12 protein-coding genes are annotated in these 13555 nt (G+C 40.9%); 10 read left to right on the top strand and 2 right to left on the bottom strand.

What is annotated here, in order from left to right; genetic code table 11:
• The first annotated feature begins 140 nt into the window (after nucleotides 1–140).
• The 4 genes from A374_RS05550 to A374_RS05535 are packed head-to-tail and all read left to right on the top strand — an operon-like array spanning nucleotide 141 to nucleotide 3507.
• Nucleotides 141–1037, top strand: a complete 897-nt coding sequence (locus tag A374_RS05550) for an ABC transporter ATP-binding protein (RefSeq protein ID WP_007201214.1) — start codon at nucleotides 141–143, stop codon at nucleotides 1035–1037.
• Nucleotides 1037–1777: an ABC transporter permease gene (locus A374_RS05545; RefSeq protein ID WP_156793148.1), complete on the top strand. Its 741-nt coding sequence runs from the start codon at nucleotides 1037–1039 to the stop codon at nucleotides 1775–1777. Before A374_RS05550 ends, A374_RS05545 begins: the two co-directional genes overlap by 1 nt.
• On the top strand, nucleotides 1778–2908 hold the full coding sequence (locus A374_RS05540; protein ID WP_007201212.1) for a sensor histidine kinase: 1131 nt from the start codon (nucleotides 1778–1780) through the stop codon (nucleotides 2906–2908).
• Entirely contained in the window at nucleotides 2905–3507 is a 603-nt protein-coding gene (locus A374_RS05535; RefSeq protein ID WP_007201211.1) for a response regulator transcription factor, read from the top strand. The genes A374_RS05540 and A374_RS05535 overlap by 4 nt, the downstream gene beginning before the upstream one ends.
• Before the next feature lie 61 nt (nucleotides 3508–3568).
• On the opposite strand, the gene A374_RS05530 is transcribed toward A374_RS05535, so the two are convergent.
• Nucleotides 3569–5431 carry an endonuclease/exonuclease/phosphatase family protein gene (locus A374_RS05530; RefSeq protein ID WP_007201210.1) on the bottom strand — a complete coding sequence of 621 codons (1863 nt, stop codon included), beginning with the start codon at nucleotides 5429–5431 and terminating at the stop codon, nucleotides 3569–3571.
• A 411-nt stretch (nucleotides 5432–5842) separates the two neighbouring features.
• Here A374_RS05530 and A374_RS05525 point away from each other — a divergent pair, with 411 nt between their 5' ends.
• Complete coding sequence (locus A374_RS05525; protein WP_007201209.1) at nucleotides 5843–6484, top strand: C40 family peptidase; 642 nt, start codon at nucleotides 5843–5845, stop codon at nucleotides 6482–6484.
• 105 nt (nucleotides 6485–6589) lie between these two features.
• Here the strand turns inward: A374_RS05525 and A374_RS05520 are convergent, their stop codons facing one another.
• On the bottom strand, nucleotides 6590–7828 hold the full coding sequence (locus A374_RS05520; RefSeq protein ID WP_007201208.1) for an aminopeptidase: 1239 nt from the start codon (nucleotides 7826–7828) through the stop codon (nucleotides 6590–6592).
• Between the two features lie 222 nt (nucleotides 7829–8050).
• Between A374_RS05520 and A374_RS21270 the strand changes: the two genes are divergently transcribed.
• From A374_RS21270 to A374_RS05495, 5 genes are read left to right on the top strand one after another with little or no spacing between them, the layout of a single operon-like run.
• Nucleotides 8051–10249 (top strand): collagen-like repeat preface domain-containing protein, encoded by a 2199-nt coding sequence (locus tag A374_RS21270; protein WP_007201207.1) that lies wholly within the window; start codon nucleotides 8051–8053, stop codon nucleotides 10247–10249.
• A gap of 25 nt (nucleotides 10250–10274) precedes the next feature.
• Nucleotides 10275–11360, top strand: coding sequence for a glycosyltransferase (locus A374_RS05510; RefSeq protein WP_040340344.1), 1086 nt, complete (start codon nucleotides 10275–10277; stop codon nucleotides 11358–11360).
• Nucleotides 11357–12097 (top strand): glycosyltransferase family 2 protein, encoded by a 741-nt coding sequence (locus A374_RS05505; protein WP_007201205.1) that lies wholly within the window; start codon nucleotides 11357–11359, stop codon nucleotides 12095–12097. Before A374_RS05510 ends, A374_RS05505 begins: the two co-directional genes overlap by 4 nt.
• The gene (locus A374_RS05500) at nucleotides 12066–12746 is read left to right on the top strand and encodes a class I SAM-dependent methyltransferase (protein WP_238535156.1); all 681 of its coding nucleotides are present in this window, start codon (nucleotides 12066–12068) and stop codon (nucleotides 12744–12746) included. The genes A374_RS05505 and A374_RS05500 overlap by 32 nt, the downstream gene beginning before the upstream one ends.
• Nucleotides 12746–13549, top strand: a complete 804-nt coding sequence (locus A374_RS05495) for a glycosyltransferase family 2 protein (RefSeq protein ID WP_007201203.1) — start codon at nucleotides 12746–12748, stop codon at nucleotides 13547–13549. Before A374_RS05500 ends, A374_RS05495 begins: the two co-directional genes overlap by 1 nt.
• Nucleotides 13550–13555 lie beyond the last annotated feature (6 nt).

The raw sequence follows: 13555 nt of genomic DNA, 5'->3' as shown, positions 1-13555 counted from the left end.
ACTTTAAAGGTACTGCAAATAAGAAGAGTAGGTCAAGTGTAAATATTCATGACAGTTGTCATCTTGTAGTGATGACAGAGGTTACTAACTAGCAGCACCTTGAAAACGTACACTGTAAGTAGAAGGTGGAGGTGGCAAGAGTGGATGATATCGTAACTTTTTCTCATGTTTCAAAACTATATAAAGAGCAACAGGCGCTTCAAGATTTGTCTTTTACGCTACGTAAAGGTGAAACAACGGCTATTCTTGGCGGAAATGGGGCTGGGAAAACGACCGCAATTTCTTTAATGCTAGGATTGATGACACCAACAAGTGGGGAGGTGACCTTGTTTGGTCATACCCCTAATGCACGGGGAGTAAAGGAGCGGTTAGGGGCGATGCTTCAAGACGTAAGTGTAATGGATGGCTTAAAAGTTGGCGAATTGCTGCAATTGTTTCGTTCTTATTATAGTGCGCCCCTTTCATTTGAAAGGTTAATGACATTAACAGGGCTAACACCAAATGATCTGAAGCGGCGAGTGGAAAAGTTATCAGGTGGTCAAAAGCGACGAGTTAACTTTGCTTTAGCGTTAGCAGGTAATCCAGAACTGTTATTTTTTGATGAGCCTACAGTCGGTATGGATGTTACGGCACGCCGTTTATTTTGGCAAACAATTAACGCTTTACAACAGCAAGGAAAAACGATTGTTTTTACGACCCATTATTTACAAGAAGCGGATGAGGTAGCTGATCGCTTACTTCTGTTTAAGCAAGGAACACTCATTGCAGATGGTTCAGTCGCAACCATTAAAGGATCGCTAGCGCTGCATGTCATTTCCTTTATTCCGGGTTCAGGTATTACATGCTCCATGTGTGCGGAGCTACCGACGGTGAAGGACGTTCAAGAGGATGATGGAAGAATTATTCTTAAAGTAGAGAATTCTGATAGGGTCTTACAAGCGTTGTTTGAAAAGCAGTGGAATGTGAATGGGATTTTGGTATCACAAGGATCGTTAGACGTCGCTTTTGAAACCTTAACTAAGGGGGAGGCCATATGATGACAATGTTTATTGCACAATGTCAGGCGGAATTGAGACGCTTGTTTCGGAATAAATTTTACGTGATATGGTCGCTTTGTGTACCGATTTTTTTCTACTTTTTATATACGAAAATCATTTCAATTCCTATGAAAAATGAAGAAGCGTGGCACATACACTATTTAATGTCGATGACAGTCTTTAGTGTAATGGGGTCCTCTATTATGTCCATTGGAATGAGACTCGTTCAAGAACGAGCTTTTGGTTGGACGCATTATTTACGGGTAACGCCACTTCCTTCTTCGCTTTACTTTTTAGCGAAAATGGTGAGTCAAACGCTTATTCACGTAGTGTCTATTATCATTATTTTTTTAGTAGGTTATGTTATGAATGATATTCAGTTAACGTGGAGTAGCTGGATTGGTGCGGCTTGCTGGATTCTTGTTATGTCTTTGCCATTTCTAGCATTAGGGTTAATGATTGGCACGATGAAATCTGTAGATACAGCCGCGGGGATTGCTAATGTACTTTATTTAGGACTCGCAATCACAGGTGGATTATGGATGCCTGTAGACGTATTTCCGTCTCTTGTCCAAAAAATGGTGCACTACCTTCCATCCTATCAGTATGGTTCAGGTGCCTGGGCCATTACGACAGGGCATTATCCATCTCTTTCAATGATGGCAAGTTTAATAGGTTATTTCTTGCTTTTTATGGTAGTATCGCTATATATTCACAAGAAACAGGAAGGTGTTGCGTAAGTGTTTAAGTCATTTCGACTCTTTCCGAAAAAAGAGGGATTTTATCCTTATATCGGCCTTGTTTATTTTATTTTACCATTACTAGGGGCAAGCAATGAAACTGGCTGGAAACGCATCATCATTTACACGTTGCTTGCTGTGTTTTTAGTCTTATACCGCCAGTTGTATTTTGTACAAGGACGTCGCTATGATCAGTTGATTTTTGTTCAGCTCTGTCTTTTAGTTGTTCTTACTTTGTACGCTCATCCAATGAACATGATGCTAGGATTTTTTATTTCACCTATGCTCTCCTTTTATGAGGAGAAGAAAAAATTTAGTATAATGATAGGTTTGTTTATTGCTACTGAAGTATTAGCAGTTGCCTACCTTCTTTTTTTTAATCATGTTGATTGGAAGACATGGTTCTATACTGTTCCTTTTCTGTTTGTGATGATTGGGATGGCTTTTGCCATTCGATCTGGTCGGAAAAAGCAACAGCTACAGCAGGAGCTATATGAGGCCAATGAGCAAATAAAAGCACTTGTTCAAAAAGAAGAACGCATGCGCATTGCTCGTGATTTACATGATACTCTCGGTCATACCCTTTCGTTAATTACATTAAAAAGTCAGCTTCTTCATAAACTAGTTGCGGTAGATCCGGCGCGGGCGTGTCAAGAAGCAAAAGATATTGAAGGAACATCACGCGCTGCCTTAGCGCAAGTTCGAGAATTGGTCACAGAGATGCGAACAACAACAGTTGCTGAAGAATGTGTGTCCATTCAACAATTGTTAGAAGCAGCTGGTATATCTTTTGAGCTAAAAGGAGATCCAACGCTGTTAAATGTTCCAAAATTCATGCAAAATATAGTCAGTATGTGTATGAAGGAAGCGGTAACGAACATTGTGAAGCATGCAGAAGCAACGCGCTGTGAAATTGTTATTGAGCGCTCATTAGGAGAAGTATCCATCTGTATATCGGATAATGGTCGAGGAATAGAGGAAGAGCTGGTGTTAGGAAACGGTCTAAAAGGTATGCAAGAACGGCTTTCTTTAGTAGATGGTGAGCTAACAATCCATGCAGTGGCTGGCACCCAAGTAGTCATAACCCTTCCTATCGTTATGAATCATCGCCAAGAGGAGATGGGAGTATGATTACAATTGTTATTGCAGAAGATCAGGGAATGCTCCGGGGAGCACTCGGTTCGTTACTTGATTTAGAAGCAGATTTACATGTGATTGGGCAAGCGGGTAATGGCCAGGAAGCGTTGCACTTGCTGCAAACGTTGCAGCCGAACGTTTGTTTACTAGATATTGAAATGCCGCTCATGACTGGACTTGATGTAGCTGAAAAAGTGCAAGAGCAACAACTGGCTACGAAAGTAATCATCGTTACTACTTTTGCGCGTCCGGGCTACTTTGAACGAGCGATCAAAGCGGGTGTGCACGGTTATTTATTGAAAGATGGGTCTAGTGATGCTTTAGCACAATGTATTCGACAGGTGGTCAGTGGAAAAAGAGAGTATGCGCCCGAGCTTATTGTCGGAGCAATTGGAGCGGGTAATCCACTTTCAATGAGAGAACAAAACGTACTGCGTTTAGTAGCAGATGGATATACGGCAAAAGAGATTGCACATACGTTATTCTTATCGTCGGGTACGGTGCGAAACTATATTTCTGAAATCTATCAAAAATTACATGCCAAAAATAAGATGGATGCAATCATCATCGCCAAAGAAAAAGGTTGGATATAACGAAAAAATCCGAGTGGAGGTAAACCTCCATTCGGATTTTTTCATAAAGTGCCTTTACTGCTTAACGGTCGTAACCACCTGTTTCTTTCTTTGGTTTAAATTGAACGATGACAGGATCATGATCGCTAGCACGGCCATGTGCTTCCATAAATTGTGAGTTAATGTGCGCAACATCTACTTTTGCTTTTTTAGCAACGTTGTCAGATAGAATAATATGATCAAGCACTTGCGCATTTCCTTGGTATGAATACGTATAACGTTGCTCGTAAGGTACTTTCGTAATCATATCCGTGAACTCTTTACCAATGGTTGTTTGCAGAGCTGGCGTGAATTCAAAGTCATTAAAGTCACCAACCATAACGATGTTCGCTTCTGGATTGTCGCGACGAATATTTTTAGCAAAATGATTAACAATTTGTGCGATTTCTAATCGTTGTACTTCACTTTTTAAAGTTGGCGGTTGATGCTTACCAAATAACGGCTCGTCGCCACCTTTGGAATTATAGTGATTTCCGATGACTACCACTTTTTTGCCGTTGAAAATAAATTGTCCAACAAGTGGTTTACGGCTATTTTCAAATGCTTTATTCGTTGGATCGATTCGCCCTGGATTTAATGTAAGCTGACCATGTTTATATTGCGTTGCTTCTGTAGCTGTTCCTTTTTTTCCAGGAGCTAATTGTACGCGCTCTGGGTTGTATAAGAACCCTTGACGAATGTTCCCGCCTGGAACACCACCATCTTTTCCATCTTCAGGTGTAATATCTGTATAAGCGTAAGTTGGTCCGCCTTTTGCAGTGATTTCTTTAATGAGGCGCTCAGCGCTTGCTTTTGAGTCAACGGTACCGTCATTTTTAGGACCACTGCCATCCTGCATTTCTAATAAACCAACAATATCTGGTGCATTTAAGTTGCCGACAATTGAATTGGCAATGCGGCTTACCTTTTCATCGCTTGTGCTGTCTTTTCCTGTTTTTACAGCTGAGAAGTTTTCTACGTTAAAACTTGCTACCGTTAGTTTTTTATCTTTTTTCTGAATCTTTGTTGTTTCTGGCTTTGTTGACCCTTCATGGAAGGTCGGTAAATCTTCTTTTTTCGTTAAAAGCTTATAATTGCTAAATCCATAACTAATAACACCAGAAATATCACCCGTGAAATAGTCACCTGATTTGGCAACAAATGAACGATCCCCCATGTTTACAAGAATGCGTTCAGGGTTGTAATCATCTTTTGCAATGTTAATACCACCTGATGTATTAAACGGTGTATTTCCTTCATTTTGTGTAACGACAGCAAGTTCACCGTTTGCTTGTGGAGCAACAATTTTTGGGTTTTGTGCAGTAACGAGCATGCCTTCTAAGCTTTCATAAAAGTCAATGCCATCTTCTTTTGGATCAAATGAACCAAAATTATCATTATCGATAATTTTAGTTGGAATGTGTCTGCCTGCATCTCCGAGAATAACAGGTGCTGGTAAACTGTGGCTTTTTTCAGTAACTGTCACTGTTCCACCTGTATCTGCGTTAATTTCTGTTACAGGCAAATCAGTTGTTAGTTTCTCATTATACCCATCAAGAACCCACTCTTTTACAATCCCCGAAACGTTTACAACATTACCTTTTGCTAAACCGTGATTCTTTTTAAAGACAAGAATACCTTCTGATGTACGGTCATCATCATCTGGTTGCAAATCTTGCATGTAAAAGTTGTTTTTGTCGACAACATACGTTACGACACCTTCTACTTCTTTGACATTTTGATTGGCGTATGGTGATTCATGAGTAGCGCCTTGAATGTCGTGAATGCGAAGTGCTTTCATTTCCTCTGCTGCTACCGAGCTTGATGTAGCCGGTATAATGAGTCCAGCGACAAGCGGTACAAGTAGTGCAAGCCGTCCGCCTTTTTTTACAGTATGTTTTTTCATCGTAATTCACCCTTCGTCCTATGATTTTAGTATAAAACTATACGGGGTAAAGAAGACCTGTCTTTTTTTAAAGTAACAGGCCGAATAGTGTAAATATATCATGTATTTTGACGAATAAATGCGCTTTCATTTTAAAATGAGCATATATACCTATTATCCAAAAAGTAAATAGGCATTAATTTTTATTTTTGAATTATTTTCATTTCCGCGGAAATAGTACATCCTTTTCCTTTATATAGAAGTAATAAGTAGATTCGTAGTTTTAAGGGGTGAATAGTATAGTACAAGAGGACGTGAGTAGGTGAAATGATGCTATTTTTGTAAAGGGATTGTAAGTTTCCTTTTATATTGTTGTGATTTTTCTTTGTTACGATGTAGAAGATTTGAGATGGATAAAAGGAGATAATTATATTGAAAAAATTTTTAGGGAGCTTACTAGGCGTTGCTGTTCTTGTAGGAGGTCCTGTATCTGCTCAGGCACAGTTTGACGATCACACATTACATAAAGAGATGGTGAATCATGGTGTGAAACAGTTACAAGAAAAGCTACGAGCTGAAGGCTACTATTCGGAAGACAAGCTAGCATATTATGGGCCGCAAACCGAACAAGCAGTGAAATCTTTTCAGAAGGCCAATGGTTTAGTAGTAGACGGCGTCGCGGGTAAAAGTGTGCTTAGTGCACTCAATGCATTTGATCCGGGAAAGCTAATTGATACAGCAAAAAAATATAGGGGTACACCGTATGTATGGGGCGGGGAATCACCAAAGGGGTTTGATTGTAGTGGATATCTGAATTATATTTTTAAAGAAGCAACAGACGTAGATTTACCGAGAGTTGTTAAAGATATATATGAGCATGGGGATCGAGTAGGAGAGCTTAAACCGGGGGATATTGTCTTTTTTGATTTAGAAGGATCTGGTGTTTCTCATGCAGGACTTTATAGTGGTAATGGAAACTTTATGCATGCTTCTTCCACAAAAGGAGTAACCGAAGCAGAGCTGGATAATCCGTATTGGAAAAAACATTACGAAGGAGCAAGAAGATACCGTTAATGTATTCTCTATACCGTGATAGCCCGTCATAAAAGATATTTTATGACGGGCAAATTTTCCTACTATTCTAGTTTGTACGTATTCACTACTGACGTTGTTGCTAGGTTAAATAGCCCAATTTCCATCAGCGAATAAAGTGAAAGAATGTCCTTGATAATCAACTGCTTCAATGTGTAAATCATGGGAACCAATCATGAAATCCGTATGTCCTGTGCTACTATTAATTCCCTTTTCTTCTAATTCTTCTTTTGACATTGCGCCTGCACCTTCGATATTCATAGAAATGACGTTACCAATTGCTAAGTGACAAGAGGCATTTTCATCAAATAATGTATTGTTGAAAATAACGCCTGAATTTGAAATTGGTGAATCGTGAGGTACAAGGGCAACTTCTCCTAAATAAAGCATACCTTCATCTAAAGAAAGTAATTCTTTTAAGGTGTCATAACCTTTTTCTGCAGCGTAATCTACCACTTTACCATCTTTAAATGTAAGAGAGAAATGATCAATAATGTTCCCCATTGCTGAGAGTGGTTTTTTACTCGAAACCGTTCCATTTACTCCGTATTTTAAAGGAGCTGTAAACACTTCCTCAGTTGGCAAATTGGGTATAAACATTTTTCCAGCAGTAGATTGGTGTCCACCGCCCATCCATAGATGATCGGGATGAAGTTCAATTGTTAAATCGGTTCCTGTTGAGCGGTAGTGAAGTGTTTTTATTCTCTTTTCATTTAAGAAATTTACTTTTTGAGTTAATGATTGTACATGTGTTTCCCAAGCCTCTACTGGATTCGTAACATCTGCTCGGACGGTTTGGAAGATGGCTTCCCACAGTGATGCAATAGCTTCTTCTTCTGTTTGATCTGGAAAGACAGAAGCAGCCCACCCTTTTGTAGGGACACCAGCAATCACCCAAGGAACCTCACCATTCAACCGTGCCTTTGTAAATGCTTCCGTATGTTTGGCGTTATTTTTTGTTACCATCTTTAGTCGTTTACTATCAATACCGCTATAAGCATTCGGTGCTTCTCCAGTAATGAGTAGGCAACAATCATTATGTTCTGTTAAAGAGGTGAATAGTTCTTGTTCCCAAGTAGGTGCAAAGTTTTCTAAGACTTCCTCAGCTGCGTATGTATAGTGAATCCGTTCTAATGCAGCATCTTTGTAGTCTACAAAGACACGCTTGCAACCATTTTTATATGCGTGTTCAGTTACCTTATGAACAAAACCAGCTGCTTCCATTGGTGCCTTAATTAATAAACGTTGTCCTTCTTGTAAATTAAGTCCTACTTTAACGACTAGCTCAGCATAGTCATTGAATTTTTCTTCAAATGTTTTTGTCATTATAATCCCTCCTGTTTTTTATTTTACTATAAGTCTGTAAATTGTGAAATTTTATTCATTTTACAATGTCTTACATTTACTAGAGAGTGCATAAACATGACAAGAAGGATGCTTTCTAGTGAGGGGATTTTAGTGAGTAAACGCTGTCTCCATTGCGGTAAGCCATTGCGTAAACATAATCGAAAATTCTTGTGTGATGAATGCAGGTTAAAGCAGAAAAAAATGAATACAGTAGCAGGTTGCGTGGAAATTTCTTTTTTGCAAAGTAAAAGACTCTCTAATCTTATTTTTTCACTGTCTAATCAAATAGTAACGATCTTCTCGAACCCTACAATGGAAAAACGTTCTTTTCTTTCTTTAACAATTTATCAACTGGATGCTTTATTTTGTGAACTGAATATGAGGCCAGCTTATCAAGAGTTAGTTGTCATTAGTCAGACGTTAAGTACATTTTTAAATGGATCATCATTTACGCCAAAAGGGTTAGGAATATTACTTCAATCGTATTTAAATAAAATATTACAGTTAATTGTTCTAATTTGTGATGATTGTTGTTCTAAAGCGATTTTAATTTCTCTTATTGAACGCTCATTTTTAAATTTGGCCATTTACGATCCTCCTGATCCTATTATGAATGTGACAGGTATTTCTGTGATTGGTGCGACTGGATTGACAGGTGCGACGGGTGCAACAGGGCCTACAGGAGCTGCAGGTTTAGCTGGAGTGCAAGGAGAAACAGGAGCTACAGGTCCAACAGGTTCCACCGGCGCAACCGGGGCAACGGGTGTCACCGGGGTAACTGGAGAGACGGGATCGACAGGTATAACGGGAGCGACGGGGCAAACAGGTATTACAGGTTCAACTGGAGCAACCGGGGCAACGGGTATCACCGGGGTTACTGGAGAAACGGGCTCGACAGGTCTACCGGGAGTGACGGGGCAAACAGGTATTACAGGTTCCACGGGAACAACCGGGGCAACGGGTGTCACCGGGGTAACTAGAGAAACGGGTTCGACAGGTCTACCAGGAGTGACGGGGCAAACAGGTATTACAGGTTCCACGGGTTCAACCGGCGCAACCGGGGCAACGGGTGTCACCGGGGTTACTGGAGAAACGGGCTCGACAGGTCTACCGGGAGTGACGGGGCAAACAGGTATTACAGGTTCCACGGGTTCAACCGGCGCAACAGGCCCAACGGGAGTCACTGGAGAGACGGGATCGACAGGTATAACGGGAGCGACGGGGCAAACAGGTATTACAGGTTCCACGGGAACAACCGGAGCAACCGGGGCAACGGGTATCACCGGGGTAACTGGAGAAACGGGCTCGACAGGTATAACGGGAGCAACGGGAGCAACGGGTCAAACAGGTATTACAGGTTCCACGGGAACAACCGGGGCAACGGGTGTCACCGGAGTAACTGGAGAAACGGGTTCGACAGGTCTACCGGGAACAACAGGTCCAACGGGAGTCTCTGGAGTCACTGGAGAAACGGGTTCGACAGGTGTATCGGGAGTGACGGGGCAAACAGGTATTACAGGTTCCACGGGAACAACCGGCGCAACAGGCCCAACGGGAGTCACTGGAGTCACTGGAGAAACGGGTTCGACAGGTCTACCAGGAGTGACGGGTCAAACAGGTATTACAGGTTCCACGGGAACAACCGGCGCAACCGGCCCAACGGGTGTCACCGGAGTAACTGGAGAAACGGGTTCGACAGGTCTACCAGGAGTGACGGGTCAAACAGGTATTACAGGTTCCACGGGAACAACAGGTCCAACTGGCGCAACGGGAGTCACCGGAGTAACAGGCTCGACAGGTGTAACGGGCTCGACGGGGCAAACAGGTATAACGGGTTCCACTGGAACAACAGGAACAACCGGAGCAACTGGTAACACCGGTGTAACTGGAGAAACGGGTTCGACAGGTCTACCAGGAGTGACGGGTCAAACAGGTATAACGGGTTCCACTGGAGCAACAGGTGCTACTGGAGCAACAGGGAGTTCAGTACCAGCATTAAACTCACTTTACGATAATAGCGCAAATGTCTCTCTGTCTGTACCTCTTTCAGGAGAGACAACCATACAAACTTTAAACGTTCCTGTAGTAAGTGGTCAAAGGGTGAAAATTGATCATACAACTCAAGTAGCAGTTACTTTAGGCGTATTGGCGTGGAACTTCTCTTATAGCTTACGTATTCGGAGAAATGGGACGTTGCTGAACGAGGTAACGATTACGCGGGGTGGCTCTGCATCGGGAACGATTCGATTTGTTACTTCTAATACGTATGTAGATACAGTCGGTGCTACAGGTACGAATGCTTATACAATTACCATTGAATATACAACGGTATTAAATGTGCTTAGCTCAGCAGTGGAAGCGAGAAATGTGAATGCAGTTTGTTTTGGGAGTGGAACTTAAGCGATCAATAGGAAAGGAGAAAAAAGTGATTACAATTAGTCTTTGTATGATTGTGAAGAATGAGGAAGCCGTGCTTGAGCGGTGTTTATGTTCAGTGCAGGATGTGGTTGATGAAATTATAATTGTCGATACTGGATCGACAGATGATACGCTTCGTATTGCGCAAAAATATACGGAACATATAGTTCCCTTTCAGTGGCAGGATGATTTTGCGTTAGCTCGTAATTTCTCATTCTCTCACGCATCTAAAGAGTATATATTGTGGCTAGATGCAGATGATGTCTTTCATAAAAATGATTTAGAGGCCTTTATTCAATTGAAAAAAAACCTTTCTCCAGAGGTTGATAGTGTTCAAATGAATTATCACCTGGCCTTTGACCAAAGAGGGCAGCCAACGAAAAGTATTGTGAGGAATCGGCTTGTTAAACGAGCGTGTCAGTTTAAGTGGCAAGGAGTCGTTCATGAATACTTAGAAGTGTCTGGGGTTATTGTAACAACGGAGCTTTCTATTCTGCATAAAAAGGAGAAAGCATATAACGACCGTAATTTGAAAATTTATCATCGTTATCTAGAGAGTGGGCAGGAATTGAGTGTTCGAGATATGTTTTATTATGGCAACGAACTACTCGATCATAGTTATTGGGAAGAGGCAATCTCAGTTTATACAACCTTCTTAGACTGTAAAGAGGGGTGGGTAGAGGATCGGATTTCCGCATGTCTTAAACTAGCAAAATGTTATGAAATGTTATATGAAACGGAAGAGGAGCTTGAATGTTTGGTTCGCAGTTTTATTTACGATGTACCTCGCCCAGAAGTTTGCTGTCGATTAGGGGCGATTTATTTAGAAGGGAATCATCTGCGTCAAGCCATCTATTGGTATGAACAAGCACTAGAGCGAAAAGAACAGCCTCTAATGAAAGGAATTACCCATAATGAAGCAGCTTGGTCTTGGCTTCCACATCTTCAATTAACGGTATGTTACGAAAAGGTAAATAATCGTCAAAAGGCTATGGAGCATCATAAAGAAGCTATGCGACTGAACGACAGTCATTCATCCATCCTATCAAATGAAATGTTTTTTCAACGTGATCGACAGGAACAAAAGCTATGAATCCTCATCTACTGTTGTCGATGATTGTAAAAAATGAAGAAAACCGATATTTAGAAAGAGTTTTAACAGAGTATAAAACCATTTGTGATCATATCGTCATTATTGATGACGGAAGCACAGATCGTACCATAGCTTGCTGTTTAGACGTGTTACGTCATACATCACACCAAATTATTCGTAATAACACATCGTTATTTACCAATGAAGTTGCCTTGCGAAAACAACAATGGGAAGTGGCAACAAGTTTTAATCCAGAGTGGATTTTGACGATGGATGCAGATGAACGATTTGAAACGTCTTTTTATCATCAAATCCGTCACTATACCCGTTGTTCAGAGGTAGATGCTTTTTATTTTCGAATGTACGATATGTGGTCCGCCACTCATTATCGAGAAGATCAATATTGGAGTGCTCATAAGATATATCGCCCCTTTCTTGTTCGTTACAAAAAAGATATTCCGTACGAATGGCTTACTCAGCCACTTCATTGTGGAAGGTTCCCAACCACGATACAGTCATTTAGCTATCAATGCTTACCTTATCGCATGCAACACTTAGGCTGGTCAACGCTTAAGGATCGTTGCGCAAAGTATGAGCGATATAAAGCGTTAGATTCAGACGGTAAATATGGTAGTTTAGGTCAATATGAGTCAATTTTAGACGCAAATCCTCACTTACTAGAATGGGAGGAAGATGCCATTGAACGTGCAAGCGATTCGAAATGTGATAGAGCATGAGGCTATTCATGAGAGTGCAGCTATTTGTGAAGATCATTCTATTTCAAAAAGTGCCTTTTTTCACGTTGCTCGTCATGCAAAGCCGAACGCAACTGTTGTTGAACTAGGCGGTGGGCGATCGACAGTATATTGGAAATATTTAATGGAGAAAGGTGTGTTTTTAGGAAATGTAACGACCATCACGCACGATAGCGAATGGGGATATGCACTGAAACTGAAAACGGCAACAGTTGATGCCATCCATATTGTTTATGATTCTTTATCAACCGTAACAGAGGAAAGAAAAGAGGCGATTTTTATAAGCGATGATCCTCTTACTCTATGGAAAAAAAGCGTAACGGCGCTCCCTTTTGAACAGCGTCATCACTATACGGTTCGCAATGCATTTTATACTAAATTACCAGCTGTTCTACAAGAACAGCCAATCGATGTTCTCTTATTAGATGGTCCTCACGGTAATGGGCGTTCTCTCGCTTTTCCTTTATTTCGACATGTATTACAACGAGGTACACTCGTATTAATCGATGATTTTCATCATTATCCTTTTTTAGAAGATTTAAAGAAAGTTTATACATGTAAAGAACTTTATAAAGAAACGTGGACCACTCATAAATGGATTCTCGTAGAATTAACAGGAACGCAATCATAATGCGGATTATGATTGCTAGTCCCATTCGTCAGGACCCCGCCATTTTAACTGCCTTCTTAACTTCTTTACAGCAATTAGTGACGCGTGATTTTACTGTTAGCTATTTATTCATTGATCATAATGAGCAAAAAGCATCGTCAGAATTGTTAGGAAATGCTGCGGCCTCACTAGAGAATGCCATCGTGATTTCCGCTGACGATTCAGAAGGGTATCGGAAAGATGAGGATACACATTATTGGGATGATCGATCTGTATGGAAAGTAGCGCAGTTTAAAAATTATTTTATTGCTGAGGCTCTTCGGCAAGCTGTTGATTATTTATTTCTTGTAGACTCTGATCTTGTGTTACATCCGCAGACGCTTTCTCATTTATGTAGCTTGCAAAAAGAGATTATAAGTGAGATTTTTTGGACGCAGTGGAAAGAGGGGGCGATGGAATTACCGCAAGTTTGGCTTGAAGATGAATATTCTATGTTTGAAAAGCATAAGCAACAAACGGCAGCAGAACAAAGGGAAAGAATGTATGCTTTTTTATTACAGTTGCGCGAGAAAGGTGTTTATAAGGTAGGTGGGCTCGGGGCATGTACACTCCTTAGTGCCAAAGTACTTAAGGCTGGTGTTAACTTCTCTAAATTAGAGAATGTTTCATTTTGGGGTGAAGATCGCCATTTTTGTATTCGTGCCGTAGCGTTAGGTTTTTCTTTGTATGTTGACACACATTATCCAGCGCTGCATCTCTATCGGAAAAAAGATTTAGAGAAAGTGGCGAACGTTGAAGAAAGTAAAAGACAGTCGACTTCTTGAGAGACC

It is taken from the genome of Fictibacillus macauensis ZFHKF-1, from assembly GCF_000269865.1.
Lineage (GTDB): Bacteria > Bacillota > Bacilli > Bacillales > Fictibacillaceae > Fictibacillus_C > Fictibacillus_C macauensis.
This window is presented reverse-complemented; position numbering and strand designations above follow the sequence as displayed.